24 protein-coding genes and 1 pseudogene are annotated in these 26,806 nt (G+C 68.6%); 6 read left to right on the top strand and 19 right to left on the bottom strand.

Annotated elements, in window-relative coordinates; genetic code table 11:
* The 8 genes and pseudogenes from QTH87_RS23105 to QTH87_RS23070 form a co-directional block, all read right to left on the bottom strand.
* Window positions 1-129 (bottom strand): annotated as a pseudogene (locus QTH87_RS23105) (electron transfer flavoprotein subunit beta/FixA family protein); the annotation flags it as partial.
* Window positions 130-142: 13 nt separating this feature from the next.
* On the bottom strand, window positions 143-1,225 hold the full coding sequence (locus tag QTH87_RS23100; protein WP_286612426.1) for a CaiB/BaiF CoA transferase family protein: 1,083 nt from the start codon (window positions 1,223-1,225) through the stop codon (window positions 143-145).
* Window positions 1,222-1,992 carry a citryl-CoA lyase gene (locus QTH87_RS23095; RefSeq protein WP_286612425.1) on the bottom strand — a complete coding sequence of 257 codons (771 nt, stop codon included), beginning with the start codon at window positions 1,990-1,992 and terminating at the stop codon, window positions 1,222-1,224. The genes QTH87_RS23100 and QTH87_RS23095 overlap by 4 nt, the downstream gene beginning before the upstream one ends.
* Entirely contained in the window at window positions 1,986-4,130 is a 2,145-nt protein-coding gene (locus tag QTH87_RS23090) for an acetate--CoA ligase family protein (RefSeq protein WP_286612423.1), read from the bottom strand. The genes QTH87_RS23095 and QTH87_RS23090 overlap by 7 nt, the downstream gene beginning before the upstream one ends.
* Window positions 4,127-4,639 (bottom strand): MaoC family dehydratase, encoded by a 513-nt coding sequence (locus QTH87_RS23085; RefSeq protein WP_286612421.1) that lies wholly within the window; start codon window positions 4,637-4,639, stop codon window positions 4,127-4,129. The genes QTH87_RS23090 and QTH87_RS23085 overlap by 4 nt, the downstream gene beginning before the upstream one ends.
* A gap of 17 nt (window positions 4,640-4,656) precedes the next feature.
* On the bottom strand, window positions 4,657-5,820 hold the full coding sequence (locus tag QTH87_RS23080; protein ID WP_286612420.1) for an acyl-CoA dehydrogenase family protein: 1,164 nt from the start codon (window positions 5,818-5,820) through the stop codon (window positions 4,657-4,659).
* Entirely contained in the window at window positions 5,813-6,562 is a 750-nt protein-coding gene (locus tag QTH87_RS23075; protein WP_286612419.1) for an SDR family NAD(P)-dependent oxidoreductase, read from the bottom strand. The genes QTH87_RS23080 and QTH87_RS23075 overlap by 8 nt, the downstream gene beginning before the upstream one ends.
* Window positions 6,563-6,578: 16 nt before the next feature.
* Window positions 6,579-7,331 (bottom strand): IclR family transcriptional regulator, encoded by a 753-nt coding sequence (locus QTH87_RS23070; RefSeq protein WP_286612418.1) that lies wholly within the window; start codon window positions 7,329-7,331, stop codon window positions 6,579-6,581.
* Window positions 7,332-7,461: 130 nt separating this feature from the next.
* Between QTH87_RS23070 and QTH87_RS23065 the strand changes: the two genes are divergently transcribed.
* From QTH87_RS23065 to QTH87_RS23040, 6 genes are all read left to right on the top strand, one after another.
* Window positions 7,462-8,472 carry a Bug family tripartite tricarboxylate transporter substrate binding protein gene (locus QTH87_RS23065; protein WP_286612417.1) on the top strand — a complete coding sequence of 337 codons (1,011 nt, stop codon included), beginning with the start codon at window positions 7,462-7,464 and terminating at the stop codon, window positions 8,470-8,472.
* Between the two features lies 1 nt (window position 8,473).
* Window positions 8,474-9,703 carry a CaiB/BaiF CoA transferase family protein gene (locus tag QTH87_RS23060; protein WP_286612416.1) on the top strand — a complete coding sequence of 410 codons (1,230 nt, stop codon included), beginning with the start codon at window positions 8,474-8,476 and terminating at the stop codon, window positions 9,701-9,703.
* Between the two features lie 29 nt (window positions 9,704-9,732).
* Window positions 9,733-10,899, top strand: a complete 1,167-nt coding sequence (locus tag QTH87_RS23055) for an acyl-CoA dehydrogenase family protein (RefSeq protein WP_286612415.1) — start codon at window positions 9,733-9,735, stop codon at window positions 10,897-10,899.
* On the top strand, window positions 10,896-11,969 hold the full coding sequence (locus QTH87_RS23050; RefSeq protein WP_286612414.1) for a MaoC family dehydratase: 1,074 nt from the start codon (window positions 10,896-10,898) through the stop codon (window positions 11,967-11,969). The genes QTH87_RS23055 and QTH87_RS23050 overlap by 4 nt, the downstream gene beginning before the upstream one ends.
* Entirely contained in the window at window positions 11,966-12,964 is a 999-nt protein-coding gene (locus QTH87_RS23045) for an HpcH/HpaI aldolase/citrate lyase family protein (RefSeq protein ID WP_286612413.1), read from the top strand. Before QTH87_RS23050 ends, QTH87_RS23045 begins: the two co-directional genes overlap by 4 nt.
* A gap of 64 nt (window positions 12,965-13,028) precedes the next feature.
* A complete protein-coding gene (locus QTH87_RS23040) occupies window positions 13,029-13,766 on the top strand; it encodes an IclR family transcriptional regulator (RefSeq protein WP_286612412.1) in 738 nt (245 codons plus the stop codon).
* An 18-nt stretch (window positions 13,767-13,784) separates the two neighbouring features.
* Here the strand turns inward: QTH87_RS23040 and QTH87_RS23035 are convergent, their stop codons facing one another.
* The 11 genes from QTH87_RS23035 to QTH87_RS22985 all read right to left on the bottom strand — a co-directional run bounded on the left by QTH87_RS23035 (window position 13,785) and on the right by QTH87_RS22985 (window position 26,740).
* Complete coding sequence (locus tag QTH87_RS23035) at window positions 13,785-14,639, bottom strand: enoyl-CoA hydratase/isomerase family protein (RefSeq protein ID WP_286612411.1); 855 nt, start codon at window positions 14,637-14,639, stop codon at window positions 13,785-13,787.
* Window positions 14,636-15,646, bottom strand: a complete 1,011-nt coding sequence (locus tag QTH87_RS23030; protein ID WP_286612410.1) for an MBL fold metallo-hydrolase — start codon at window positions 15,644-15,646, stop codon at window positions 14,636-14,638. Before QTH87_RS23030 ends, QTH87_RS23035 begins: the two co-directional genes overlap by 4 nt.
* 80 nt (window positions 15,647-15,726) lie before the next feature.
* Complete coding sequence (locus QTH87_RS23025; RefSeq protein ID WP_286612431.1) at window positions 15,727-17,277, bottom strand: long-chain-fatty-acid--CoA ligase; 1,551 nt, start codon at window positions 17,275-17,277, stop codon at window positions 15,727-15,729.
* A 26-nt stretch (window positions 17,278-17,303) separates the two neighbouring features.
* Window positions 17,304-18,422, bottom strand: a complete 1,119-nt coding sequence (locus QTH87_RS23020; protein ID WP_286612409.1) for an acyl-CoA dehydrogenase family protein — start codon at window positions 18,420-18,422, stop codon at window positions 17,304-17,306.
* A 5-nt stretch (window positions 18,423-18,427) separates the two neighbouring features.
* Window positions 18,428-19,600, bottom strand: coding sequence for an acyl-CoA dehydrogenase family protein (locus tag QTH87_RS23015; protein ID WP_286612408.1), 1,173 nt, complete (start codon window positions 19,598-19,600; stop codon window positions 18,428-18,430).
* Window positions 19,597-20,454: a MaoC/PaaZ C-terminal domain-containing protein gene (locus QTH87_RS23010; RefSeq protein ID WP_286612407.1), complete on the bottom strand. Its 858-nt coding sequence runs from the start codon at window positions 20,452-20,454 to the stop codon at window positions 19,597-19,599. Before QTH87_RS23010 ends, QTH87_RS23015 begins: the two co-directional genes overlap by 4 nt.
* Window positions 20,455-20,467: 13 nt before the next feature.
* Entirely contained in the window at window positions 20,468-21,379 is a 912-nt protein-coding gene (locus QTH87_RS23005) for an SDR family NAD(P)-dependent oxidoreductase (RefSeq protein ID WP_286612406.1), read from the bottom strand.
* A gap of 39 nt (window positions 21,380-21,418) precedes the next feature.
* A complete protein-coding gene (locus QTH87_RS23000) occupies window positions 21,419-22,618 on the bottom strand; it encodes an acetyl-CoA acetyltransferase (protein WP_286612405.1) in 1,200 nt (399 codons plus the stop codon).
* 14 nt (window positions 22,619-22,632) lie between these two features.
* Window positions 22,633-24,099 carry a hypothetical protein gene (locus tag QTH87_RS22995; protein WP_286612404.1) on the bottom strand — a complete coding sequence of 489 codons (1,467 nt, stop codon included), beginning with the start codon at window positions 24,097-24,099 and terminating at the stop codon, window positions 22,633-22,635.
* A complete protein-coding gene (locus tag QTH87_RS22990) occupies window positions 24,096-25,784 on the bottom strand; it encodes an AMP-binding protein (protein ID WP_286612402.1) in 1,689 nt (562 codons plus the stop codon). The genes QTH87_RS22995 and QTH87_RS22990 overlap by 4 nt, the downstream gene beginning before the upstream one ends.
* Complete coding sequence (locus QTH87_RS22985; RefSeq protein WP_286612401.1) at window positions 25,781-26,740, bottom strand: Bug family tripartite tricarboxylate transporter substrate binding protein; 960 nt, start codon at window positions 26,738-26,740, stop codon at window positions 25,781-25,783. Before QTH87_RS22985 ends, QTH87_RS22990 begins: the two co-directional genes overlap by 4 nt.
* Window positions 26,741-26,806 lie beyond the last annotated feature (66 nt).

Below are 26,806 nucleotides of genomic sequence, written 5' to 3'. Positions count from 1 at the left end.
GACAGCGATCTCGTCGAAGGGGTTCATGCTCATCTTGACGTTGGCGATGTCGACGCCCGTGCCATCGGACTTGACGCGAACCTTGACGTTGTAGTCGACGACCCGCTTGACTGCGACCAGTATCTTCATGGTTTCATTCCTTTCATTCAGCTTGCCGTTCAGTCATGCCTTCTAGGCTGACCGGGAACCGGCTCAATGTCATACTGCCCACTGCACTGGCATGGGCCTGCAGCTTGCCGCGCGCGCGGTGTTGCGGATGGGCGGCAAGCGCGGATGGCTCGACCACGTCGGACCATGGGAGATCCGCCCGGACCAGGCAAGCGCGCAGCCTGTCCGCCTCGAGGGCCGCAATCCGCTCACCCAGCCGGGCATTGATCCGGTCGGCCTGTGCACAGCGCTTGGCGAAACCGCCGGTGTCCAGGTCGTCGATCTTGAGATCGAGCGCCTTCACCAGGCGCTCCCAGAAATGATCCTCCACCGCGGCGATGGCGATGAATGCCCCGTCGGCCGTCTTGAACACCCCGTAGCCTGCACGCAGCAGCGCCTCGTCGCGCTGCGCCTGCAGGTTCGATTGCGCCTTGGCGACGAACTGCCCGATACGCGGATTCATCATGTGTACCAGGCAATCCGTGATCGAGACGTCGAGCCACTGGCCCTTGCCCGTGCGTTGCCGTTGCTGCAGCGCCGCCAAGGTGGCCGCCAGCCCGTAGAGCGAACCCGAGAGATCCGCCACGGGAATACCGTAGCTGTGCTCGGGCGCCTCACTCGCGCGCCCCGACAATGCGGTCACACCGGCAGCGGCGAGGTAGTTCAGGTCGTGTCCCGGCACGGCGGCAAGCGGGCCCGTCTGCCCGTAACCCGTGATCGACACATAGATCAGCCGCGGATTGCGGGCCCGCAACGCCTCGTAGCCGAGCCCCAACCGGGCCATCACGCCGGGCCGGTAGCCCTCGAGCAAAACGTCCGCTTCGGCCGCCAGGCCCTGCGCCTCGGCACGCTGCCCTTCGTCCTTCAAATCCAGGAACACATTGCGCTGGCCCCGATTCATGGCCGCGAAGACGCCCGGCACCAGCGTGCGAGCGCCGTCGCCCGTCGGTGGGCGCTCGACCTTGGTCACCTCTGCCCCCAGGTCCACCAGGCACTGCGACAGGAACGGCCCCGGCAACAGCTCGGAGAAGTCGACCACCCTGAGTCCGGAGAGCGGCGCATCACCCGAAGCCTTCATGGCAGCACATTGCGCGGGTCGTCGCGCAGCACGAGTTCCCAGGCTTCGCGTGCCATCGGCGCCTGCTTCTCTTCGAGGATGTGGGCCAACAGCCCCGCCGAGCGCCCCACCAATGCGAGCCCACGCGCCACCAGCGGATCGAGGCCCATGCACGCAACGATCGAGGCGATGGCCCCAACGGCGTTCAAGGGCAACTTCTTGCCCATCTCGTTCGTGAGCACATCGCTGATTGCTTCCATCAGCCGCCAGTGAAGGCCGTAGTAGCCATTGGCACGTGACAGCTCACGCAGCGCCGGCACACGCGGATCGCCATCCACATGGATCGGATGCCCCACGCCGTAGATCGGGCGACGCTCCTGCTTGTATTGCCGGACCACCGCGCGCGCGGTGTCGCGCACCACCTCGTCGCTCGCGTCGGCCTTCAGTTCTCGGGCGGCGTCGAGCAGCATCTGGGCCGCGTTCTGCATCGTGCCCAGGAACACGCTGCCTGCGCCGAGCAATCCCGTGGCCACCGCGCCCTGCAAGGCCTCGGGGGCGCCGATGTAGGTCAAGCGTGCGGCCAGCGAGCTCGGCGTGATGCCGTGGTCTGCCGTGGTCACGAGCAAGGCATTGACCATCACCTTTTCCTGCGGCGTGGGCAGCCGCGCCAGGGTGGTGTAAAAGATCATGTCGACGAAGTCGAACTTGCCGATGATCTCGGTCGAAAGATTGAGGCCACGCACCATGATCGTGTCGGTGGTGGTGTAGCCGATCTCGGTCTTTACCATGGGAGATTCTCCGTTCCTTGTTGAATGCTGAGCACGGCGTCCAGCGCCGAGACGCCCTTGCCCTGCGGACGCACGGCCAGGGGATTGATTTCGAGTTCCTCGATGCGGTCGGCGTGGCGGGCCACGAGGTCGCTGAGCTTCACCAGCACATCGACCAATGCGTCGACGTCGAAAGCGCCCTGGCCGCGGTGGCCGGCCAGCAGCTGGTAGCAACGGGTTTCCATCACCATCGCGCGCGCCGACTGCGGCGTGAGCGGCAGCAGCCGCCGGCTGACATCTTTGAACAGCTCGATGCTCACGCCGCCGAGGCCGAAGGTGCAGACGTGGCCGAAGACCGGATCGCGGTGGATGCCGACCACGGCCTCCACGAAGGGCTTCGCGAGCATCGGCTCGACCAGGATGCCATCGATCGCCGACGGCTCGTGATGTGCCGCGACGCTCGCGTGGATGCCCTCGAAGGCCGCCCGCGCCTCGGCGACGGAGGCGATGCCCAAACGCACCCCGCCGACGTCGGTCTTGTGCGTGATGGCCGCGCTGACCACCTTCATCGCCACCTGGGGCGCGTCGAGCGCCTCGAAGGCACGGCCGGCTTCGTGCACCGAAGCGACGACGATGCCGGCGGGCACCGTGACGCCGCACTGTTTCAGCACCGCCTTGGCCGCCGCTTCGGTCAGGCTCACAGTCGCCGTTGCGTCCGCCTGCGGATGGGCAGCGGAGCCCAGGGGACGCCAATCCGGCTGCAATCCCGCACGCCACCGGCCATAGCCGATGTAGCGCGTCAGCGCGCGCGCCATGCCGCGCAGCGAACGCATCGGCATCAGGCCGCCGTCGATCAGGATGCGTTGCCCGGCGCCGCTGCGGTCGCTCATCCAGACCGGCACGATCGGCGTCGCCACGGTCTGCTGGACCTTGACCATCGAGCTGGCGAGAAGTTCGGTGGTCCGGCCGTACTCGACCGGGATCGGCACCACGACGAGGTCGGTGTGCGGGTCTTCGGCAGTGGCCTTGAGCGTCACGTCGGTGAGCGCCGAATCGACCAGCACCTCGGCCGTGACATCGACCGGGTTGTCGAAGGCGGCGTAGGAAGGCAGTGCGTTGCCCAAGGCCGCCAGGGTCTGCGGCGCGAAGCGCGACAGTTCGAGCCGGGCGACGCCGACATGGTCGGCCGCCAACGCCAGCGTGCCCCCCGAGAAGCTGTAGAGCGCGATCTTTTCGCGCCCCGTGGGCTTGCCGCGCGCCAGCATCGAGGCGGCATCGATCATCTCGTCGATGTCGTCCACCTCGACGATGCCCAGTTCGCGAAAAGCCGCGGCGTTGATCTCGGCCGACCCTGCGATCGCAGCGGTGTGCGACTGCGCCGCCTTCACGCCGTAGTCCGACTTGCCCACCTTCAGCGCCACGATCGGCTTGCCGCGGCGGGCCGCATGCAAGGCGGCCGCCATGAAGCGCGGACCGTCGCGCACCCCTTCGAGCACCGTCACGATCACTTCGATGTCGGGCGCGTCGGCCATGTAGTGGATGTAGTCGCTGACCTCCAGGTCGACCTCGTTGCCGCCCGAGCACCACAGGCCGGTGCCCACACCGCGGTCCATCGCCTGCATGAAGGAGCGCCCCAGCCCCCCGCCCTGCGTCGCCACGCCGATGGGTCCCGGCAGGCGGTCGATGCGCCAGGCGGGCGAGAAGCTCATGCCCAACCCGCCGTTGATGTTGTTGAGCCCCGGGCAATTGGGCCCATAGATGCGCATGCCGGTGCGCGCGACGATGGCGCGCATCTCGGCTTCCACAGCACGGCCGTCGGCGCCGGTCTCGCCGAAGCCCGAGGTGAAGACGATCGCGAAGCGCGTGCCGGCGTCGCCGCACTCGCGCAGCGATTCGAGCACCCGGTCCGCGCGCACGGCGAGGATTGCCACGTCGGGCGCCGAGGCCAAGTCGCGCACCGAAGGCAGGCAGGCGCGGCCGGCGATTTCCTTGCGGCCCGGATTGACCAGGTCCAGCCGGCCTTGAAAGCGCGAATGGGTCGTCATGTTCTCGAGCGTCCGGAACCCGATGCTGTCGGCCTTGTCGGAGGCGCCCACCAGCACGATCGACTGCGGACGGACCAACCGGGTCAGGTCGGGGAAGACGATCAGCGCGCTCATGGCGCGGTGGCCGGCTCGCGGCGCTTGAGCAGGCAGGTGGCGCCGAGCTCGCAAGCCACCTCGCCGCGCTGGTTGATCGCCTTGCGCACGAAGCGCACGATGCCGCGCCCCGGATTGCTGGTCGCGCGCTGCTCGACCACCTCGATGTCGACACGGATGGTGTCGTTGATGAAGGTGGCTTTCGGGAACTTGACCGTGTTCTCGAGCACGCCGAAGAGCGCCCCTTCCATCAGCTGGTTCGGGATCGAGCGCGAGGTCAGGCCGGCCATGAAGGACGCGACCAGCATGCCGTGCGCGATGCGCTGGCCGTGCACCGAGGCCTTGGCATATTCGGCATCGACGTGCAGTCGGTTCATGTCGCCGGTGAGCGCGGCGAAGGCGGCCACGTCGGCCTCGGTGATGGTGCGCGACGAGGTGCTGTAGCGGGTTCCGACCGGGAGGTCCTCCCAGTAGATCGACAGGCCTGCGGCCGTATCGACGACCGAGGAGGTTTCAAGGGTGGTGGTCATGGTGTATGTCTCGTGGTTCAGGTCAGGGCCGAGATGCCGAGGATCTCGCGGCCGATGATGAGGGTCTGGATTTCCGTCGTGCCTTCGGGGATGAGGCCGCCGCGGGTGTCGCGGAAGATGCGCTCGATCGGGCACTCGGTGGCGTAGCCCATGCCGCCGTGCACCTGCAGCGCGAGGTTGGCGACCTCGTGCGCCGCCTCGGTGGCATAGAGCTTGGCGATCGAGCAGTCCAGGCGCGATGGCTGGCCGCTCTGCATCGCACGGGCGGCGCGGTAGCCCAGGGCGCGGGCGGCCTGGGTCTTCATCGTCATGTCGACGATGTGTTTTTGCACCAGCTGGAAGGAGCCGATCGGCCGGCCGAACTGCTTGCGGTCCAGCGCATAGCGAACCGACAGGTCGAGCGCCGACTGGGCAGCCCCGACCGCACCCATCGCCACGTTGAGGCGCCCGAAGTTCAGGCCGATCAGGATCTGCCGCAGCCCCTGGCCTTCGGTGCCGATCAGGTTGGCGGCCGGGATCTCGGCGTCCTCGAAATGGAAGGCGGCGGTGCCGGTGCTGCGAACGAACATGGTCTCGACCGGGCGCACCTCGAAGGGCGTGGCCGCCTTCTCGACCAGGAACAGCGAGAGCTCGCCATTGCAGCTCTCGCTGAAGGTGCGCGCCACCACGATGCCGAAGTCGGCGAAGAGACCGCCGGTGATCCACAGCTTGTTGCCGTTGAGCACGTAGCGGTCGCCGCGCTTGTCGGCGCGGGTCTTGATCTCGGCCACGTTCGAACCCACGTCGGGTTCGGAGATCGAGACGAAGGTGCGCCGCTCGTTCCTGAGCAGCGGGCGCATGAATCGCTCCTTCTGCGCCTCGGTGCCGTAGGCGCCGATGATGCCGGCCACGATGTTGAGCGTGTTCACCATCACGCGCAGCGAGAGCCAGCAGTAGCCGGTCTCTTCCATCATCACGGCCCAGGTCGGGAAGTCGATTCCCAGCCCGCCATCCGCCTCGGGCAATGTGCCGCCCAGGTAGCCGAAGTCCATCAGGCCGGTCAGCACCTCGTAGGGAAACTGCTTGTCGGCCTCCGCCTTGGCGATCAGCGGGCCGACCTTGTCCTTGAGATAGCGACGGATGTTGTCGCGCAGCAGGATCTGGTCGGCGTCGAGGCCGTCGATGTCCACGGATTCAGCCATAGCGGCCTCCGGTGACGAACAGCGTGGTGCCCGTGATGTAGCGCGCATGCTCGGAGGCCATGAAGGCCACCGCGCCGCCGATGTCCTCGGGCTGGCCCGGGAAGGTGACCTGGTTCTTGGCCATCACGTTGGCCTTGATGGTCTCGTAGTTGGGCAGGCTCTTGATGTACTCGGTCTCGATGTAGCCCGGCGCGATCGCGTTGACCGTGATGCCGTTCCTCGCCTGCTCGAAGGACAGCGCCCGCGTGAAGCCGACCAGCCCGGCTTTGGCGCTGGAATAGTTGGCCTGGCCTGGATTGCCGAACAGCGCGCGCGAGGTGATGTTGACGATGCGGCCCCACTTGCGCTCCTGCATGTGCGGGATGGCTGCGCGGCAGCAGTGGAAAGCGCCCTTGAGCGTGACGTCGAGCACCAGGTCCCAGTCGCTCTCGTCCATCTTGAGCAGCGTGCGGTCCTTCACGAGGCCGGCGTTGTTCACCAGCACGTCGATGCGGCCGAAGGCCTCGCGTCCGGCCTCCACCATGGCGCGCACCTGCGCCTCGTTGCGCACGTCGCAAGCCGTGGCGATGGCGCGGCCGCCCCCGGCCACGATGCCCTGCGCGGTCTGCTGCGCGGCGTCGGCGTCCAGGTCGGTGATGACCACCGCCATGCCTTCCCGCGCCAGCATGCGCGCCGTTTCCGCGCCGATGCCGCGCGCCGATCCGGTCACGATCGCGACGCGGTCTTTCAATCCGAGGTCCATATCAGTCTCTCCTGTTTCAAGTGGTGGTTTCGTGATCGGCCAGCAGTGCGCTGCTCGATTCGCGCAGCGCCCGCAGGTAGATGTCGTGGTTGCGATCCATGCGCTCGGTCGGCCCGGCCAGCGACAGCGCGACCGGCTGCTCGTTGAGCCAGCCCGATACCGCCAGCGCGCGCACCCCTTCGATGCCCTCGCCGCGCGTTTCGTACCAGCCCGCGTCGCGGCTCTTCTCGAGCTGCTGCGCAAGGGTGTCGATCCGGACCACGGTGTCGGAAGTCACGGCGCGCAGCCGCAGCTGCTCGAGTTCCGCGGTGAGCGCCGGCGCCGGCAAGGCCCCGAGCAGGGCCTTGCCGAGTGCCGACGCATTGAGCGCCACCCGCTCGCCCACATCGAGGATGTAGCGCAGCGGCAACCGACTCGGCTGGGCGGCGGCGATCTTGGCGGCGTGCCGGTCCAACACGCCGAAGAAGGCGCTTTCGTTGGTGCGCTCGGCCAGCTGGTCGACCGCCTCGCGCGCCAGGGTGAGGAAGGCGTCGTTCTCGGTCACCTGCCGCGCCACCTGGTGCAGGCGGGCGCTGGGGTAGAAGCGCCGCGACCGCGGCGTGCGGTTGAGGTAGCCCAGCGTGTGCAAGGTGTGCAGCAGGTCCGAGCAGCTGCTCTCCGCCAGTGACAGGTGCCGCGCCATCTCGGAATTGCTGAGCTCCCGTCGCTCGCGGGCAAAGACCTCGAAGACGGCCAGCGTCCGGCTGACGGCAGGGATCACGGAAGGCATGGGCGGGGTCCAAAAAAAGATTCGTCTAATCCGAGGATGCGTATTACTATACGCCACGTCGGATTGATGTCGAGTTCCTTTTTTTCGATCCCGCATGCGTTTTCATCCCGCCAACCCTCGGAGACACCCCATGAAACTGCCCTTGTCCAAGCCGAAGGCGCGCCGCGCCCGGCGCCTCGTCCTCGCCCTGTTCGCCGGCCTCGCCGTGCTCGCGCAGATGCCCGCCGCGGTCGCGCAAACGGCCTATCCGTCCAAGACCGTCACCCTGGTGGTGCCCGGGCCGGCCGGTGGCATCACCGACCAGTTGGGACGCCTGATTGCGACCAAGGTGGGCGAGCGCCTGGGCCGCACGGTGATCGTGGACAACCGGGCCGGCGCCGGCGGCAACCTCGCCGCCGAAGCGGTGGCCCGGGCGGAACCGGACGGCTACACGCTGTTGATGGGCACCCAGGGCACGCAGGCCACCAACCAGTTCCTCTACAAGAACCTGCATATCGACCCGGAGCGCGATTTCGTGCCCGTGCATGCGCTGATCTCGATCCCGAACATCCTGGTCGTCAACGCCAGTCGCCCATACCGCACGGTCAAGGAGCTCACCGACTACGCGCGCGCCAATCCCGGCAAGCTGACGGTCGCCTCGGCCGGCAACGGCACCGGCACCCACCTGTCCGCCGAGCTGTTCCAGGCCGTCGCCGGCGTGAAATTCGTCCATGTGCCCTATCGCGGCAGCGCGCCGGCCATCAACGACCTGCTGGGCGGGACGGTCGACCTCAGCTTCGACTACCCGATCACCACGCTGGGCCACGTCGAGGCCGGCAAGCTGCGCGCGCTCGCGGTCACGGGTCCCAACCGGCTCGCCGCGCTGCCGCAGGTGCCGACGATTGCCGAAGCGGGCTATCCGGCCGCCGAGTCGACGTCGTGGATCGGCCTGTTCTTCCCGGCCCGGACGCCCGCGGCGGCGGTCGATCGCTGGAAGACGGAACTGGATGCCGTTCTGCGCGATCCGGCCGTGGTCGAGAGTCTCGCGCGCATGGGCGGCGCGCCGCTGATGCTGTCGGGCGCGAAGTTCGGCAGCTTCGTGCAGGGCGAGCGCAGCAAGTGGAAGGACATCATCCAGCGCTCCGGCGCCACGGTGGACTGACATGAAGGGGACGACAGACGCACCGGGCGCACTGGCCGGCCTGCGCGTGATCGACCTCACGCAGATGCTGGCAGGGCCGGTCTGCACCCAGGTGTTGGCCGATCACGGCGCGGAGGTGATCAAGATCGAATCGCTCGCCGGGGACGGCATCCGCACCTCCGGGCCCTTCCGCCCCGACGATCAGCTGCGCGCCTTCGGCGGCTACTTCCAGAGCGTGAACCGCAACAAGTCGTCGATCGCGATCGATCTCAAGCAGGCCGAGGGCCGCGCACTGCTGGAGCGCCTGGTGCGCGACGCCGACGTGGTCGTCGAGAACTTCCGCACGGGCGTGATGGAGCGGCTGGGCCTGGGCTTCGAGCAGTTGCGCGAGTCCAATCCACGGCTGGTCTATGCCGCCATCCGCGGCTTCGGCGATCCGCGCAGCGGTGAGAGCCCCTACGCCCACTGGCCCGCGTACGACGTCGTCGCGCAAGCCATGGGCGGCATCATGAGCATCACCGGCACGGCCGAGGGCGGCCCGACCAAGATCGGTCCCGGCATCGGCGACATCGTGCCGGGCCTGATGCTCGGCATCGGCATCCTGGCCGCGGTGCACCATGCGCAGCGCACCGGCCGCGGGCAGTTCGTCGACGTGGCGATGGCCGACAGCGTGCTCGCGTTGTGCGAGCGCATCGTCTACCAGCAGTCGTACGAAGGCCGCACGCCCGGCCCGGAAGGCAACCGCCACCCGCTGCTGTGTCCCTTCGGCTTGTTCGAGGCCACCGACGGCTGGGTCGCTGTTGCCTGCCCCGACGAGAAGCTGTGGGGCCAGCTGGCCCGGATCATCGGCCGGCCCGAGATGGTCGACGATCCGCGCTACGCGACCAACCCTGCGCGCGTGGACCATGCGGCAGATGTCATCGCCGCCGTCGAGGCGTTCACCCGCCGCCACAGCAAGGCCGAGTTGGCGAGGCAGCTGGGGGGCGTCACGCCGTTCGGCCCGGTCTACACGGCGCGCGACATCTTCGACGACCCCCATTTCGCCAAGCGCGAGATGCTGGTCGAGGTCGAGCACCCGGGCTGCAGCACGCCGGTGCGTATTGCCGGCGTGCCGATCAAGCTCAGCGAGACACCGGGCGGCATCCACCGCCGCGCACCCCTGTTGGGAGAGCACACCGATGCGGTGCTGCACGGCCTCGGTCTCGGGCCGGAAGAGGTCGCGCAACTGCGCGCGCAACGTGTCGTCGCTTGAGCACGGCACTTCACATCACAGGAACCGACATGCAGACATTGACCGAGGAGCGCAAGCTCATCCAGGAGGCCGCGCGCGAATTCACCCTGAAGCGCGTGCTGCCGCTGGCCAACAAGCTCGACCCCGAAAAAGGCGCCATCCCGCGCGAGCTGATCGACGAGATGGCCGAGCTCGGCTATTTCTCGATCCTGATTCCCGAGGAATACGGCGGCCTGGGGTTGGGCGCCTTCGAATACTGCCTGGTGGCCGAGCAACTGGCGCGCGGCTGGATGAGCGTCGCCAGCCTGATCGCGCGCGGCAACGGACTGATCGGCGCCCTGAAGTCGCTGAGCCCCGAGCGCAAGCAGTCGTGCCTCCCGCGCATGGCGCGCGGCGAGTACCTCGGCGCCTTCGCCTTGTCGGAACCCAATGCCGGCTCCGACGTCGCCAACATCACCTGCCGCGCGGTGCGCGACGGCGACCACTGGGAGATCACCGGCAGCAAGTACTGGTGCACCTTCGCCGATCAGGCCGACTTCATCCTGGTGTTCGCGCGCACCGATACGAAGATCGATCCGAAGGCCCGCCACCGCGGCATCTCCGCCTTCATGGTGGACAAGCCGCGCGGAGAATTGCCGCATGGCTGCCAGGGCAGCGTGATCCCGAAGATCGGCTACCACGGCTGGACCACCTGGGAGCTGGCCTTCGACAAGTGCCGCGTGCCCGCCGGCAGCATGGTGGGCGAAGAAGGACGCGGCTTCTACCTGGCCACCGCCGGCTTGGAGACGGCGCGTGCGCACACGGCCGCGCGCTCGATCGGCCTTGCGCAAGGCGCGCTGGAAGACTCTCTCACCTATGCCAGGGACCGCAATCAGTTCGGCAAGGCCATCGGCGATTTCCAGGCGATCCGCTTCAAGCTGGCCGACATGGCCACGCAGATCGAAGCCGCGCGCAGCCTGATGCATGCCGTGTGCCTGAAGATCGACGAGGGCGAGCGCTGCAGCACAGAGGCGGCCATGGTCAAACTCTTCGCCAGCGAGATGAGCGAGCAGGTGACGAGCGAGGGGCTGCAGATCCACGGCGGCGCCGGCTACACGACCCACTTCGCGGCCGAGCGCTACTGGCGCGACGCGCGCCTGACCAAGATCTTCGAAGGCACTTCGGAGATCCAGAAACGCATCATCTCCGACGCGCTGCTGGGCAAGGCATCGGCATGAGCAAGCAACGCAGCGGCAACTTCTTCGAGGACTTTCACCTCGGCCAGCGCTTCGCGCATGCGACGCCGCGCACCCTCGGCCTGGCGGACCAGAGCCTGTACATCGCGCTGACCGGCAGCCGCGCTTGCCTGCACAGCGCGGACACCACCGCACAGGCCCTCGGCTTCGCACGGCGCCCAATCGAAGACCTTCTGGTCTTCAACACCGCCTTCGGCAAGACCGTGCCGGACATCTCGCTCAACGCGGTGGCCAACCTCGGCTATGCCGAACTGCGCTTCCTGGAGCCCGTGTTCGACGGCGACACCCTCGGCGTCGAGAGCGAGGTGATCGGGCTCAAGGAGAACGCCAACCGACGCAGCGGGGTGGTCTACGTACGCTCCAGCGCGCGCAACCAGCACGGCCGCGAAGTGTTGGGCTGGGTGCGCTGGGTGATGGTCCACAAGCGGGATGCGGCCGCGGCCTGTGGCGAGCCGGTGCTGCCATCGTTGGCCGCCCATGTCGCGCCGGACGCCCTCGCCCTGCAGGTCTTCGGCGAACAGGTGGCGAGCGCACCGCGCGTCACGGGCTGCAGCGATCAATACGAAGACTACGCCGTCGGCGAGCGCATCGACCACCCGGCGGCCATGACCCTCAACGACAGCGACCACAGCCTGGCCACGCGGCTCTACCAGAACACCGCCAAGGCCCACTTCGATGCCGCCACGATGGCGCGGAGCCCGATGCAGCGCCGCCTGGTGTACGGCGGCCACGTCATGTCGATCTGCAAGGCGCTGGCCTACGACGGCTTCGAGAACCTGCTGTCGATCCTGGCCATCCACGGCGGCCGCCACGTGGCGCCGACCTTCGCGGGCGACACCCTGCGCTGCGCGACCCAAGTCGTCGAGTGCCTCGACTTCGAAGGCGCGCCGGTGGGTGCCCTGCGCCTGCGCATGGTGGGTGCCAAGAACGTCGAGGCCACCGAGCAGATCCGCTTCACCGCGCCCAGCGAGCCGCCCGATCCGCACACGGTGCTCGATCTCGACCTCACCGTTGCCCTTCCCAAAAAACGCATCCATCGACAACACCCATGACCCACCCCGTTCACCCCGACCAGGCCCTCTTTTCCGGCGAGAAGGCGTTTCCGGTGCTCGCCGCGTGCGAGCATTTCGCCGGCAGCGAGAAGCTGATCCTCAAAGCACTGGCGCTCCAGGACGAACTCGGGCCCGTCTTCGACATCACCTGCGATTGCGAGGACGGTGCCCGCGCCGGCGAGGAACAGGCCCACGCGCAGATGGTCGCCACCCGCATCAACGCACCCGACAACCGCCATAAAAAGCTGGGCGTTCGCATCCACGACCCTTCGCATCCGGCCTGGCGCCAGGATGTCGAGATCGTGGTCGGCACGGCGGCCGAACACCTGGCCTACGTCACCATTCCCAAGGCAACCTCGGCGGCCCAGGTGGCCGAGGTGATCGATGCCGTGCAGCGCGTGGCGCGCGGCGCGGGCCGGACCGCACCGGTCCCGATCCATGCGTTGATCGAAACGCATGGCGCGCTGCGCGAGGTGCAGGCCATCGCCGCCTTGCCCCACCTCGAGGTGCTGGACTTCGGCCTCATGGATTTCGTGAGCGGCCATCACGGCGCCATCCCGGCCTCGGCGATGCGCAGCCCGGGCCAGTTCGAGCACCGGCTGCTCGCGCGGGCCAAGGCCGAGGTCACGGCCGCAGCACTTGCCGCCGGCGTCGTGCCCGCGCACAACGTCTGCCTGAACCTCAAGGACGCGCAGGTGATCGGCAGCGATGCGCGGCGAGCGCGCGACGAGTTCGGTTTCCAACGCATGTGGAGCATCTACCCCGCGCAGATCGTGCCGATCATCGAAGCGATGCGACCCGACTTCCAGGAGGTGGCCGATGGCACGAAGATCCTGCTCGCCGCCCAGGCGAACGACTGGGGCCCGATCCAGTACGAGGGCGAACTGCACGACCGCGCCACCTACCGCTATTTCTGGAGCGTCCTGAAGAAGGCGGACGCCACCGGAATGAGGTTGCCGGCCGCCGCGCGCCAGGCCTTCTTCGGCGCACGGTAGGACGCCCTCCGGCCGAGGCGTTGCCGAATCTTGCGAAACTACGCGTTTTCGTTCGGAGAATCTGATGCCTTCCCTGGTCGCCGGCGCGACGCGCACCCTTGCCGTCATCGAGATCTTTGCGCGCGAGAAGCGCGCACTGTCCAACTCGGACGTGGCACGCATGCTGTCCGTGGCGGACAGCAGCAGCCTCGACCTGTTGCACACGATGCACACGGCCGGCTATCTCATGCGGACCTCGCGCACCCTGCGCTACTACCCCACCGCCCGTCTGTGGGAGGCAGCCCAGCAAATCAACGAGAACGACCCGCTTTCTACCGTCGCCCGCGAGGCGGTGGAGCAGCTGGTGGAAAAGACCGGCGAGAGCGCCTTCTTCGGCGTCCTCGACAACGACGCCGCCAAGGTGGTGGCAGCGCAGTCGAGCCGCCAGCCCCTGCGCTACGTCGTCGAGGTGGGCGACCGGGTGAACCTGCGGGCCTCCGCGCTCGGCAAGGCGCTGCTGGGCCTGCAGTCGGACGAGGAGCTGGGCGCCATGCTCGGCAAGATGAGCTTCAAGCCGATCACGCGGCGCACCATCACGGACCCCAAGCGCTTTCGCAGCGCGGTGGTCAAGAGCCGCGAGCAGGGTTGGGCCGAGGCGCTGGGCGAAGGCACCGACGGCGTCGACGGCCTGGCGGTGGCCGGCTGGATCGGCGAGCTGCCCGTCGGCCTTTCGCTTGCCGGACCGAGCGAGCGCATGCAGCACCGTCGCGCCGACTACCTCGAGGCGCTGAAGAGCGTCGCGGCGGCGCTGCTGATCGGATAGTTGCGCCGGCGGCCAGCCTCAGGCCGTGCCTTTACCTTCGACCGCGCGGTCCCAGTCGTAGGCCGGCGACTCCTTGCGCAGGAAACGCTGCACGGCATCGGCATGGAAGGGCAGCGACATCGCCACCGCCTGTTGGTGGGCTTCGATCTCGGCCATAGTGCGGTAGTCGCAGTCGAAGCTGCGGTTCAGCGAATTCTTGATCATGCCCAGCGCGTCGCGCGGGCCGCGCGCGAGCCGCGCTGCCAGGTGGCGCGCTTCGTCGAGCAAGCATGCCGGCTCGTGCACGGCATGGACGATGCCGAGCGACCGGGCCTCCTCGGCACCGAAGCGCCGCGCGGTCATCATGAGCTCCTTGGCCTTTGCCAGGCCGACCAGCCGCGGCAGGGTATGAAAGGCGCCGAAGTCAGGCACCATGCCCATCCTTGCAAAGACCATGCAGAAGCTGGCACGGGTGGATGCCAGCACGAAGTCGGCCATGAGCGCGATCGAGGCCCCGGCGCCGAAGGCCGGGCCATCCACCGCGGCGATCACCGGCACGTCGAGCGAGCGCAGCCGGTCCAGCCAGCGATGATGATCGGCGGCGATGCGGCTGCGCGCCTGTGCGGCCGCCCCTGCCTCGGACTGCGAGGCGTGCATGGCGGCCATGCCTTTCACGTCACCGCCGGCACAAAAGCTGCCGTCGGAGCCGGTGACGATCAGGGCGCGGATGCCGCGGTCGTTCTCGACCCGCTCGAGCATGTCGCGGTAGTCCTCGCGCATCGCCATGCTCAGCGCGTTGCGCGCTTCCGGCCGCCGGTGCGTGAACTCGGCCACGCCGCCGGGGCCGATGCGAAGCGTCGCCTCGCGCAGCGCGAGGAGGTCCGATGTGGTCATCGTTCAGCGCTCCCGGGAAGCGCCTGGGCCGCGTCGCGGTACCACGCGATGCCATGGACGTCCTCGTGCACCACTGCCTCCCCGCGATCGACGAGGTAGTGAAGATAGGCTACCGCCTCGCCGGTCGCGAGCTGCTGGACGAACACGCTGGCGAACTCCTTGCGGCCGAACAAGGTCTCGAAGCAATCGACCGCGCGGCGATCCGCTTGCTCAAGAGCGTCGCGCAGTCGGTCTAAGGCCCGATGCCGCTTGCGCTCGAGCTGCGCGAGCCGCCCGTGCAGCCCGCGGAACGGATCGTGGTGGGCGGGAAGCACCAGCACGTCGTCGGGCACCACCCGCCGTAGCATCGCGAGGGAGGCAAGCCAGTCCTGCATGGGATTCGCGCCGGGCTCGGAGGGCCAGACCGACACGTTGGAAGAGATGCTCGGCAGCACCTGGTCGCCCGATAGCAACAGGCCGCGTGCCGGACAGTACAGGCAGGCGTGTTCGGTCGAATGGCCGCTGCCGACCAGCACCTGCCAATCGTCGTCACCGATGCGAACGCACTCGCCGTCGCGGATGCGCCGATAGCGCGTGGGCAGGGGCGCCATGTGCCGTCCCATCGGTTGCAACGCGCCCAACGCCGCGGCATCCCAGCCGGCGCGCGCGTAGAAGGACAGCTCGGACGCCGACATCAAGCCCCCGCTGCGGGCCTGCAGCAAGGATGCCTGGAGGTACTCGCTGCGCGTCATCCACAGCTCGCCATCGAACTCCGCGCACAACCAGCCGGCCATGCCGACATGGTCCGCGTGCAGATGGGTGCCGATCACGCGCCGGACCGGTCGGCCTTCGAGCGGCCCCGCCGGCGACAACAGTCGACGCCATACCTCGAGCGCTGGCTCGTTGGACATGCCGCAGTCGACCACGGTCCAGCCGTCGCCGTCGCGCAGTGCCCAGGCATTGACGGTCTGGCCGCTGGGCAGCGGCAGGCGCTGCCAGAGGATTCCCGGCGCGATCTCGAGCGCCACGCCGAGTGCAGGCGCAACCCCGCAAGGAAAGTGCAGCGGCGCGTCAGGCGCCGCCGCGCGTTCCTCCATGCAAGTGGCGCTCATGTCGAGCCCCGGTCGGCCCAGAAGGGCTCGCGCAGCTTTGTCTTGAGAATCTTGCCGGCGCTCGACAGCGGCAGCGCGTCGCGGAACGCGACGCTCTTCGGGCACTTGTAGCCGGCGATCAGCTCGCGGCAGTGGGCGCGCACCGCGGCCTCGTCCAGTTCGGCACCCGGCCGGCACACCACGATGGCATGCACCGCCTCCCCCCACTTCTCGTGCGGGATGCCGATCACGGCGCACATCGCGACATCCGGGTGCTGGGCGATGGCGTTCTCCACCTCGGCGGAATAGACGTTCTCGCCGCCGCTGACGATCATGTCCTTGATGCGGTCGACGACGTAGAGCCGGCCGTCGGCGTCCATGTAGCCGCCGTCGCCCGTGTGCAGCCAGCCGTTGCGCAAGGCCCTCGCGGTCTCTTCGGGCTTGTTCCAGTAGCCCAGCATCATGTTGGGCCCGCGCGCGGTGATCTCGCCCACCATGTCACGCGGCACTTCCTGCCCTTCCGGATCGACGATCCGCACTAGCACGGCCAGGGCCGGACGGCCCACAGAGCGCGACACGCCGCTCCTTCGCGCAGCCTCGCTGTGGTCCGCCGGGCCGCTGGACGAGATGACGGGACAGGCCTCCGTCAACCCATAGGCATGCGAAAGCTCCACCTGCGGCAGCTTGTGAACCGCCTGCTCGACCATCACGCTGGCACTCGGCGAGGCGCCATAGCCCAGCCGCCTGAAGCTCGCAAGGTCGAACTTGTCGAAGTCGGGGTGCTCCAACACCGCCTGGATCATGGTCGGCACCATCACCGTGTCCGTGATCCTCTCGCGCTCGATCGCCTCGAGCACCGCGCGCGGATCGAAGGCCCGCAATACCGCCTGGCATTCGCCCGCGATGGATTGCATGACCACCCGCCCCACCCCGGCAATGTGAAACAGCGGCACCACGTGCAAGGTGGTGCTGCCCTGCAGGATCGGCGTCTCGGCCAGCCGCTGGACCGCCGCCGACCACAGGTTCAGGTGCGATTGCATGACCCCCTTGGGATGCCCTGTGGTGCCGCCCGTGTACATGATGCAGGCGAGGTCGTTGCCGCCGCGGCCGGCATCGGCGGCAGTGGCGTGCCCCGCGATCAGGTGTTCGTAGTCCAGCATTCCGTCCGGGGCCGGGCCCTCGCCGGCGTGGATCAAGAGCGGGGCATGGCGGGCCCCGGCAGCGATCCTCGGTGCCAGCGGTGCGAAGGCGTCGTCGACGATCAGGATGCGGGTGTCGCAGTCGTCGAGCGAGTAGACGATCTCGGGCACGCTCCAACGCGTGTTGACCGGATTGAGCACACCGCCGGCCCACCACACGCCCATGATGCATTCGAGGAAGCGGTCGGAATTGAGGGCCAGCACGCCGACGCGATCGCCCGCCTGCAGGCCTGCCGAGCGCAGCGCGCCGGCGAGCCGGCCGACGCGTTCGCCGTGTTCCTGGAAGCTGCGGCGACGCTTGCCGAAGATGGTCGCCGTCTTGCCGGGCGTCTGCTGCATGGACCGCTGGAGGCTGAGCGTGAGATACATGGTCGGGTCGATTTCCTGCTCTGTCTTCAAGCGCCCACGCGGGCCAGGCGCGCGGCCTGCGCATCGACGTCGCCGCAGAGATGATCCAGCACATGGACCCGGCGCAGGCAATGTCCGACGGCGTATTCCTCGGTCATGCCGATGCCGCCATGCGACTGGATGGCGGCCTGGCAAAGCAGGCGCGCGTGCCGGCCGATCACCAGCTTGGCTCTGGCCAATTCGATGCCGGACGCGGGTGAGCCGGTGTCGTCCGCCGCCACAGCGGCCGCCATCGCCATGCTGCGCGCGATCTCCAGACTGACCTTCATCTCGGCGATGCGATGGCGCAGCGCCTGGTACTCGCCGATCAGGCGGCCGAATTGCTTGCGCGTGGTCACGTAGCCGGTGCTGAGTTCGAAGGCCTTGTCCATGGCCCCGATCATGCCGGCGCAGGCGGCGGCTGTCCCGGCGTCGAGCGTCGCCTGGATGGCGGCATGCTGGTGCGCGAGATCGGCCGGGTCGCCCAAGGCCGAGGCCGCAACACCGCGCAGCGTGAGTTCGGCTGCCGGCGTGTCATCGACCAAGCGGAACCGGCGCAGCCCCACGCCTGCGGCAGCGGGGTCGACGAGGAACAGCGCCACGCCCTGCGTCGCATTCACGTCTCCCGCCACGCGGGCGCTCACCACCAGCCAGCCCGCCGCATCGGCATGCAGCACCAGGGGCTTGCGACCATCGAGCCGCCAGCCATCACCGTCGCGAACGGCGCAGGTCGGCGCGCCCTCTTCCTCCTCGTCCGCCCAGGCCAGGCGCAGTTCGCCGGCGGCAAGCGGGGGCAGCAGCGCATCCTTCTGCGCCTCGCTGCCCGCCAGGTGTACGGCCGTACCGCCGAGGACGCAGGAGGCCAGCACGGGCTCCAGCGTCAAGGCACGCCCGAGCGCTTCGAGCAGCGGCAGTCGATCGACCGCCGTGCCGCCCAATCCGCCGTGGGCCTCTGGAATGCCGAGCGCGAGCACGCCCAGTTCTGCCAGCTGGCGCCAGACCTGCGGGCTCCATCCTTCGGCCGAGGCCGCGATGGTCCGGCGCTGCTCGAAGCCGTAGTGATCGCCCAGCAGCCGCGACAGGCTCTCGGACAGCAGCAGCTGTTCTTGCGTGATCTCGAAATTCATGTGCGTCAGCCCAGGATGGCCTTGGCCAGGATGTCCTTCTGCACCTCGCTCGATCCGCCGTAGATCGAGGTGGCGCGATGGAAGAAATAGCGCGACACCGTCGCCGCATCGGCATGGAGGGCGTCCGCGCCGTCGCTGGCCCGCCGCTCCAGCCCCGCGAGGCCGGAGACGCGCGCGAGCAGGGCGGTGATCTCCTGGATCAGCTCCGAGCCCTTGAGCTTGAGCACCGAGGCGAAGCCCGGCAGCGTGCGCCCGATGTCCGGATCGAGCAGGAAGCGCCAGGCCGTGAGTTCCAGCGCACGCACCTCCGCGCCCAGCGCCGCCAGTTCGCCGCCGAACTTCGCGTCGTCGACGAGGCGCGTGCCACCGCACCTCGGCCGGCTGGCCAGCTCGCGCGCATAGTCCAGCCGCTCCCAGCACTGGCCCACGCTGGCCACCGACACCCGCTCGCTGACCAGCAGGTACTTGGCACAGTCCCAGCCCCGGCCCTCCTCGCCCACCAGGTTCTCGACCGGCACCCTCACGTCGTCGAGGAACACCTCGTTGAGATGGTGCTGGCCGTCGATGGACACGATCGGGCGCACCGTGATGCCCGGGCTCTTCATGTCGATCAGCAGGAAGGAAATCCCGTCCTGCTTGCGCGCCGCCTGCTCGGTGCGTACCAGCGCGAACATCCAGTCGGCCTGGTGCGCATGGGTGGTCCAGATCTTCTGGCCGTTGACCCGGTAGTGCTCGCCCTCGCGCTCGGCCCGCGTGCGCAGCGAGGCCAGGTCGGAGCCGGAGCCGGGCTCCGAGAAGCCCTGACAGAACCAGAGATCCAGGTTGGCGAGCTTGGGCAGGAAGAAGCGCTTCTGCGCCTCGGTGCCATAGCGCAGCAGGACGGTGCCCAGCATGTTGACGTTGAAGCCGATCGGCTGCGGCGCCGACGCGCGGTAGAGCTCGTCCACCAGGATCAACCGGCGCGCCACGTCCAGCCCGGCCCCGCCGTACTCCGTCGGCCAGTGCGGGGCGGCCCATCCGCGGGTGTTGAGCAAGCGCTGCCAGGTCACCGAATCGCGCTTGCGCGGTGCATGGCCGCGACGCAGGCGCTGGCGGATTTCGTCGGGCAGGTGGTCTCGGATAAAAACGCGCACCTCGTCGCGAAAAGCGGCCTGGGTGGGGTCGAGTTCGAGCTTCATGGCAGTCGGATGTCGGCCTTGCCGTGGTTGATGACCAGGGTGTCGCGTTCGAGCGCGCGGGCACGGAAGGAGCCGTCGTCCCACAGCTCGACCCGCACCGTGTCGCCCGGCAGCACGGGTGCGCTGAAGCGCAGGCTGAGCGCGGCCAGGCGTGCGGCGTCGTAGTCGCAGAGCGTGCGCAGCAACGCGTGGCCGCACAGCCCCAGCGTGCACAGGCCATGCAGGATCGGTCGCGCATAGCCGGCCTTCGCGGCTGCCGCCGGGTCGGCATGCAGCGGGTTCAAGTCGCCATTGAGTCGGTAGTAGAGCGCCTGCTCGGGCCGTGTCGGAAGGTCGAGCGTGTGGTCGGGCGCACGGTCGGGCGGCCGATGCGCCGGAGCGACCGGCCGCGTGGGCCCGCCGAAGCCGCCGTCGCCGCGCAGGAACAGCGTGCTGTGCAGCACGGCGCAGCGCTCTCCGGTGGCGGCATTGCGCAGCTCTTTCTCGGTGTAGAGCAGCGCACCCCTGTCCGCGCCCTTGTCGACGACGTCGAGCACACGCAGCCGGGCGACGATCTCGCCCTCGGTCGGGAGCGGAGCCTCGAAGCGCATCGACTGCTCGCCATGCACCGCGCGGACGTAGTCGATGCCGAGCGCCGGATCCGCCATCCATGGCCCTTGCGGCGCCAGCACCACCGCCATGAAGGGCAGGATCGGCATGTCCGCGCGCGCGGGATCCACGAAGGACAGCTGACGGGCGTCAAGCGGGTCCTGGCCCAGCCCCACGGACAGCGCATACAGGGCCGCATCGCGGCGAGAAAGCTTCTGCCGCGCCTCCGGGATGGGATGGTCGAGCAGTTTCGGAAGGTCGATCATTGCGTCGAGGCTCCTACATCGGGTCCCAGGCGAAGACATCGCGCGACAGCTCCAGCGGCGCCATCGACGGCCTGAAGGCCGGGATCGCGCGCTCGATGCAGCCCTGCACCGTCCAGCCGGCCGAGTCGTGCATGGTGCGGATCGGGCGCGGCTGCGAGAACAGGAAGATCTCGTTGTTGCGCACGCCGAAGATCTGGCCCGTCACTTCGCTGGCCGGGTCGCTGAGCAGCGCCAGGGTGAAGGGCGCGATCTTGTCGGCCTCCATGGTCATCAGCATCTTCATGCGGGCGGCCTGTTGGGGCGTTTCCGTCGGGATGCTGCCGACCATGCGGGTGAAGGCGAACGGTGCGATGCAATTGGAACGCACGCCGAACTTCTGCATGTCCACCGCGATCGACTTGGACAGGCCCACGATGCCCATCTTGGCGGCGGCATAGTTCGCCTGGCCCAGGTTGCCGACCAGGCCCGAAGTGGAGGTCATGTGGACGTAGGCGCCGCCCTGCTGCGCCTTGAAGTGCGGTGCCGCCGCGCGCGCCACGTTCCAGCTGCCCTTGAGGTGGACGCGGATGACGGCGTCGAACTCGTCCTCGCTCATCTTGTGGAACAGCGCATCGCGCAGGTTGCCGGCATTGTTCACCACGCCGTCGACCCGGCCGTACAGGTCCAGCGCCTGCTGCACGATCCGGTTGGCGCCGCTCCAGTCGGCGACGCTGTCGGTGTTGGCGCTGGCCACGCCGCCTTCCGCCCGGATCAGCTCGACGGTCTCCTGCGCCGGGCCGGCACTGGACTCGGTGCCGTCGATCCTCACGCCAAGGTCGTTCACGACCACCCTCGCGCCCTGGCGCGCCGCCTCGCGCGCGATGCCGCGCCCCACGCCGGCGCCCGCGCCGGTGACGATGATGACCTTGTCTTCAAGCTGCTTCATGTCGCTTTCCTTTCGTCGTTGGTTGCCGGTGCCGGTGGCTCAATGCAGGCCCAGCAGGCTCACCGCGGCCACGCCCTGGTAGGGAACGCCGCCCAGGTTGTGCGTCAGTCCCAGGCTCGGGTTGCGCAGCTGGCGCTCGCCCGCGCGTCCCTGCAGCTGGTTGTAGATCTCGTAGGCCATGCGCAGGCCGGAGGCGCCGATCGGATGACCGAAGCACTTGAGGCCGCCATCCACCTGGCACGGAACGCCGCCCCCCTCGCGGTCGTAGAAGCCGTCGAGGACGTCGTGCACCGCTGCGCCGGGCTCCGAGATGAACAGGTCCTCCATCGTCACCAGCTCGGTGATCGAGAAGCAGTCGTGCACCTCCATCAGCGAGACCTGCTTGCGCGGGTTGCTCACGCCGGCCTCGGCGTAGGCCCGGCTCGCGGCACTGCGCGTGTTGCGCACGTGGCTGCCGTCCCAGGTGTTGGTGCTCGATTCGATGCCCGAGCTCGCGCTCAGCTGGATGGCCTTGATGGTCACCATGTCCTTGCGTCCCAGCGCCCGCGCGATCTCGGGCGTGGTCACGATGGCGCAGGCCGCGCCGTCGCTGACGCCGCAGCAGTCGAACAGGCCCAGCGGGTCGGCGATCATCGGCGCGCCGAGGATCTGCTCCATGGTCACGGGCTTGCGCAGATGCGCCTTGGGGCTGAGCGCGCCGTTCTGATGGCTCTTCCACGACACCCGCGCGATGGCTCGCTTCAGTTCGTCGCGCGAGATGCCATGGCGCGCGCGGTAGCCATCGGCCAGCTGCGCGAAGCCCGCCGGCGCCGAGCCGAGCGGCAACCAGAGGTCGTTGAAGGTGCCCTTGTAGGTGGGCGGCAGGCCGCCGTAGCCGGTGTCCTTGAGTTTCTCGGCGCCGATGGCCAGGGCGATGTCGACCGCGCCCGACGCCACCGCATAGGCGGCGCCGCGCAGCGCCTCGGTGCCGGTGGCGCACATGTTCTCCACCCGGCTCACCGGGATGCCATCCAGCCGCAGCGCCAGAGACGCCGGGATGGCCGAGTTGCCGATGTTGATCTGGTCGAGGCAGGAGCCGAACCAGGCGGCTTCGATCTGCTTGCGCTCGATGCCGGCGTCCGAGAGCGCCTCGTTGAAGGCCTCCGCCATCAGTTCGGGCGTTCCCGCATCGAAGCGTTCGCCGAAGCGCGAGCAGCCCATGCCGATGATCGCGACCTTGTCCTTGATACCTGTTGCCATGTCTCGGTCGCTCCTCAAGCCGCCACGGGCGTGGCCTTCCAGAAATAGCGCGCGTAGCCGCGCGCGGCGTCGACGTCCTTGATGCGGTAGGTCATGCGCAGCGGCATGCCCACGTCGAGCCCGGCCGTACCGACATCGACGATCTCCATCAGCATGCGGGCGCCGTTGTCGAACTGCACGAAGCCCACATGCAGCGGCGGCGCCGGGTGATAGGAAAGCCAGTCCGCGGTGCAGGTCAGCAGCTTCGCGGGCACGTCGCTGAGGGGTACGGGCTCGCTCTCGGCGGCGGGCGCGCCGCAGCCCTCGCCGACGCAATAAGCCAGGCGCGGGAACTGCACGGTGTTGCAGCGCCGGCACCGGCAGCCGACCATGGCGCCGAGCTGCCCGGCGCTTCGGTATTGCTCGCTCAGCGCGGTCTTGACCGGCTTCTCCGAGCGCATGCCCCATTCCAGTTCGATGCCCTTGTCGTAGGACAGCATGCGCAGGTAGTCGCCCTGCACCTGGGCGTCGGCCAAGGCCGAGCGCAGGCCGCGGCCCGGCCGGTACTCTTCGACGGCCCGCGTGGCGCGCATCACCATCACGTCGCAGCCCTGCCCGAAGCCGACCACCACGATGACCTCGCCAGGCCGGCAACGCTCGAGCGCGTCGACGAGCATCAGGCAAGGGTGCGCCGCGCCGGCATAGCCGCAGGGCTCGTCGAGCGCCGTGCCGAGCGTCTCGACGGCGAAGCCGCAGCGCTTGGCCACCATCGCGCCGCTGCCCTTCAACGGCGAGGCGAACACGAAGTGGTTCACCTCGGTGGCATCGAGCCGCGCCGACTCGAGCGCGGCGGCGACCGCCTGCGGCACGATCTTGGCGTAGCCCTCGTCGCGGATCCAACGCTCTTCCCAGTAGTAGTCGTGCTTGGCTTCGCTCGCGCGGAAGTGGTCCAAGAACATGTTCCAGACGCTGTGGGCGCCGATCAGCTCGGCGATCACGGCCTCGTGTCCCAACGTGAAGGCAGCGGCGCCGGCGCCGTAACTCAGCTCCTGGGCGCTCGCGGGCTTGGCACTTGGATGGTCGCTGGCGATGAAGACCGCTTGGCCATCGGCCGCGCGAAGTTGCGCCAGCAGGCCGCTCACGCCGGCCCGCTGCGACTGGCCCAGGTCGATGGTCCGGATGTCCGCCGGCAGGTCGAGTGCGGCGGCAACGATGCTCGTGCCCTGCAGGTCCGCGAATGCGGGCCGCGTGGTGGCCATCGCCAGGGACTGGATCGCAGCGCGCGCCACAGCGGGCAGGGCGCTGCGCGCCGCCTCCACCGCCATCGTGATGCTGTCCTCGTCCCAGCTGCAGAAGGCACGGTGGCCCTTTGCGGGCGCGGCCTGGGGCGCCATCCAGCGATGGGCGGCGGCGATCGCCTCCCGCTGCATCCGAAGGCGTGGCACGTAGGTGCCGTAGCCGGTGATTCCGTAGGTCATGGGTTCGTTTGCGATGGTTGTCATGGGCGGGGACCCGTCTCGTGCTGTGCCTGCAACTGCCGCCACAGCACCTTGCCGGTACCGGACTTGGGCAGCGCGTCGACGAATTCGACGAGGCGCGGCACCTTGTAGGCGGCCAGGCGACCGCGCAGGAATTCGATCATGGATTGCGACGACGCACCCTCGGCGGCGGCACGCCGAAGGACCACCAGCGCCTTGACCGACTCGCCGCGCCGTGCATCGGACACCCCGATCACGCAAGCCTCCTGCACCGCGGGATGGCCGAACAGGCAGGCCTCGATCTCGGCCGGCCAGACCTTGAGGCCCGACGCATTGATCATTCGCTTGAGCCGATCGGTGATGTAGAAGTAGCCGTCCTCGTCGAAGTGGCCGATGTCGCCGCTGCGCACGAAGGCCTTGCCGTCGATCTCGATGAAGGCCTCCCGTGTCGCCGCGGGCTGCTGCCAGTAACCATCGAACTGGGTCGCGCAATGCATCACGATCTCGCCCGCCTCGTTCGGCCCGAGCTCGGCGCCCGTGACGGGGTCGATGACCCGGGCGTCCACGTTGATCTGCGGGATGCCGCCGCATTGCAGGCGCGGCGCCTGCGGCGGATTCATGTGCGAGCTGCCGCAGGTCTCGGTCATGCCGTAGCACTCGATGAACGGGACTCCGAAGCGCCGCCGCACCTCGCGCGCGACGGCCGCCGGCATGGCGGTGGCACCGCCATACAAGCGTTGCAGCGAGGACACGTCGTGCTGCGCCAGTTCGGGACGGTCCATCAGTTCGACCAGCATCGGCGTGACCGCAGCCCAGCGGTCGATGCGGCAGCGTTCGATCAGCGCCGGGATGGCGCCGGCATCCCACCGCGCCAGCAACACGATGGTGCGCCCCTCGCAGACCGCCTGGTTCATGGCGCACATGCCCGCGACGTGGTTCATCGGCAGCACGATCAGGTCGCTGCATTCGGGCGCGCCCGCAAACCACAGCGATCGCTGCGCCACCCCGAGCGAGAAGGCACCGTGCCGCAGCATCGCGCCCTTGGGCTTGCCGGTGGTGCCCGAGGTGTAGGCGATCGCGGCCAGATCGTCCGGCCCGCTGTCCATCGGGCGCGGCTCGATGCCGGCCGCCAGCGCGCCGGCGAAGTCGTGCAGTTGGGGCCGGCTGACACGGTCGCACGGCCGCCGCGGTTCGCGCACGAATTCGGGTGGCGCCACGAGCGGCACCTGCGCGTCGGTGCCCGCCATGTCGGCGCAGGCACCGACGACGCAGCCGGCGATGAGGCCACCGGTCAGCGCAGCGTCGATGCGCGGCAGCATGTCCTGCGTCAGGATCATCACGTGGGCGCCGGCATCGGCGGCGAAGTAGGCGACCTCTTCCGGCGTGCTCATGGGGCTGAGCGACACCACCACGGCGTCGCAACGCTGGATGGCGTGGTAGCCGATGATGAACTGCGGACAGTTCTGCATCAGCAGCATGACCCGGTCGCCGCGTGCCACGCCCAGGTGCTGCTGCAGGTAGCCCGCGAGGTTCAGCACCGCCTGATGAAGCTCCCTGAAGCTGGTCGCCCGGCCGTAGTAGTCGATCGCGGTCTTGTCCGGCGACCGGCGCGCGACCGCCTCCAGGCGGTCGTACAACGTGCCGCCCGGCGCCTCCAGCGTGTGCGGCACGCCGTCCGGCCAGTGCTTGTGATGGCGCTTCGAGGTCATTGGCCCAGCACTCCGAATTCCTCGATGAGCCGGCTCCAGTAGGCGAAGTCGTCCTGGACGATGCGGCGGGCATCGGCGGGCGTGCCGCCCTTGGCGCCGAGGCCGAAGCCCATGAACTGCTGCACCACCTCGTGCTGCTTGACGGCCCGGTCGACCTCGAGCGCGATCTTGTTCACCACCTCGTCGGGGGTGCCGGCCGGCGCGAACAACATGCCCCAGCTTTCGCGGTCGAAGCCGACGAAGCCCTGCTCCTTGAAGGTGGGCACCTCGGGCATCAGCGGCGAGCGCTCGGCACTCGCCACGGCCAGGCCGCGCGCCTTGCCGGAATCCAGCGCCTTCCTGGCGCCGGTCCCGCTCAGGAAGCCCAGCTTGATATGGCCGCCGAGCAGGGCCGTCAGAATGGTCGCATCGCCGGTGTACGGAACATGGGTCATTTCGATGCCCGCGACGTTCTCCAGCCGCCGACCCATGTAGTGGCCGGTGGTGCCTGCACCGTGCGATCCGTAGCTCAGATCACCCGCGCGACCCGTCGCCGACGTCAGCACCTGCTTGAGGTCGCCCTGCGAACTCTGGTTGCTGGCCATGAGGAAGACGGCCGACGAGAAGACCAGCGAGACGGGCTTGAAATCCTTCAGCGTGCGATAGCGCACTGTCGGCCGCGTCATCTCGGTGGCAAGCATGATCGGCGAATGGACCAGCAACGTGTAGCCGTCGGGAAGGCTCCGGGCCACCAATTCGGTACCGATGGCACCGTTGGCGCCCGGGCGGTTCTCGACGATCACCGGCTGGCCCCACGCGGCGCCCAGGCGCTCGGCCACCGAGCGCGCGACGGCATCGGTGGGTCCGCCCGCCGGATAGGGCAGCACGAGGCGAACAGGCTTGTCGGGGTAGGCCGAGGCCAGGCCGGTCACGACGACCAGCACCAGTGCAGCACACGCTTTCGCGATGCGTTTCATTCTTGTCTCCATGCGAGTTCTTCGATCCGCGCCTGCGGAATGACGATCCTTCGGCGATGCATGAAT

Origin of the sequence: Variovorax jilinensis (assembly GCF_030316885.1) — a bacterium.
Lineage (GTDB): Bacteria > Pseudomonadota > Gammaproteobacteria > Burkholderiales > Burkholderiaceae_C > Variovorax > Variovorax jilinensis.
The sequence above is the reverse complement of the archived record's forward strand: the minus strand, read 5'-3'. Positions and strand labels throughout refer to the sequence as shown.

Bases quoted from the DNA above. Each gene is read 5' to 3' on its own strand.
- QTH87_RS23100 (WP_286612426.1), bottom strand. From the start codon at position 1,225: ATGAAGGCTTCGGGTGATGCGCCGCTCTCCGGACTCAGGGTGGTCGAC.
- QTH87_RS23095 (WP_286612425.1), bottom strand. From the start codon at position 1,992: ATGGTAAAGACCGAGATCGGCTACACCACCACCGACACGATCATGGTG.
- QTH87_RS23090 (WP_286612423.1), bottom strand. From the start codon at position 4,130: ATGAGCGCGCTGATCGTCTTCCCCGACCTGACCCGGTTGGTCCGTCCG.
- QTH87_RS23085 (WP_286612421.1), bottom strand. From the start codon at position 4,639: ATGACCACCACCCTTGAAACCTCCTCGGTCGTCGATACGGCCGCAGGC.
- QTH87_RS23080 (WP_286612420.1), bottom strand. From the start codon at position 5,820: ATGGCTGAATCCGTGGACATCGACGGCCTCGACGCCGACCAGATCCTG.
- QTH87_RS23075 (WP_286612419.1), bottom strand. From the start codon at position 6,562: ATGGACCTCGGATTGAAAGACCGCGTCGCGATCGTGACCGGATCGGCG.
- QTH87_RS23070 (WP_286612418.1), bottom strand. From the start codon at position 7,331: ATGCCTTCCGTGATCCCTGCCGTCAGCCGGACGCTGGCCGTCTTCGAG.
- QTH87_RS23065 (WP_286612417.1), top strand. From the start codon at position 7,462: ATGAAACTGCCCTTGTCCAAGCCGAAGGCGCGCCGCGCCCGGCGCCTC.
- QTH87_RS23060 (WP_286612416.1), top strand. From the start codon at position 8,474: ATGAAGGGGACGACAGACGCACCGGGCGCACTGGCCGGCCTGCGCGTG.
- QTH87_RS23055 (WP_286612415.1), top strand. From the start codon at position 9,733: ATGCAGACATTGACCGAGGAGCGCAAGCTCATCCAGGAGGCCGCGCGC.
- QTH87_RS23050 (WP_286612414.1), top strand. From the start codon at position 10,896: ATGAGCAAGCAACGCAGCGGCAACTTCTTCGAGGACTTTCACCTCGGC.
- QTH87_RS23045 (WP_286612413.1), top strand. From the start codon at position 11,966: ATGACCCACCCCGTTCACCCCGACCAGGCCCTCTTTTCCGGCGAGAAG.
- QTH87_RS23040 (WP_286612412.1), top strand. From the start codon at position 13,029: ATGCCTTCCCTGGTCGCCGGCGCGACGCGCACCCTTGCCGTCATCGAG.
- QTH87_RS23035 (WP_286612411.1), bottom strand. From the start codon at position 14,639: ATGACCACATCGGACCTCCTCGCGCTGCGCGAGGCGACGCTTCGCATC.
- QTH87_RS23025 (WP_286612431.1), bottom strand. From the start codon at position 17,277: ATGTATCTCACGCTCAGCCTCCAGCGGTCCATGCAGCAGACGCCCGGC.
- QTH87_RS23020 (WP_286612409.1), bottom strand. From the start codon at position 18,422: ATGAATTTCGAGATCACGCAAGAACAGCTGCTGCTGTCCGAGAGCCTG.
- QTH87_RS23015 (WP_286612408.1), bottom strand. From the start codon at position 19,600: ATGAAGCTCGAACTCGACCCCACCCAGGCCGCTTTTCGCGACGAGGTG.
- QTH87_RS23010 (WP_286612407.1), bottom strand. From the start codon at position 20,454: ATGATCGACCTTCCGAAACTGCTCGACCATCCCATCCCGGAGGCGCGG.
- QTH87_RS23005 (WP_286612406.1), bottom strand. From the start codon at position 21,379: ATGAAGCAGCTTGAAGACAAGGTCATCATCGTCACCGGCGCGGGCGCC.
- QTH87_RS23000 (WP_286612405.1), bottom strand. From the start codon at position 22,618: ATGGCAACAGGTATCAAGGACAAGGTCGCGATCATCGGCATGGGCTGC.
- QTH87_RS22995 (WP_286612404.1), bottom strand. From the start codon at position 24,099: ATGACAACCATCGCAAACGAACCCATGACCTACGGAATCACCGGCTAC.
- QTH87_RS22990 (WP_286612402.1), bottom strand. From the start codon at position 25,784: ATGACCTCGAAGCGCCATCACAAGCACTGGCCGGACGGCGTGCCGCAC.
- QTH87_RS22985 (WP_286612401.1), bottom strand. From the start codon at position 26,740: ATGAAACGCATCGCGAAAGCGTGTGCTGCACTGGTGCTGGTCGTCGTG.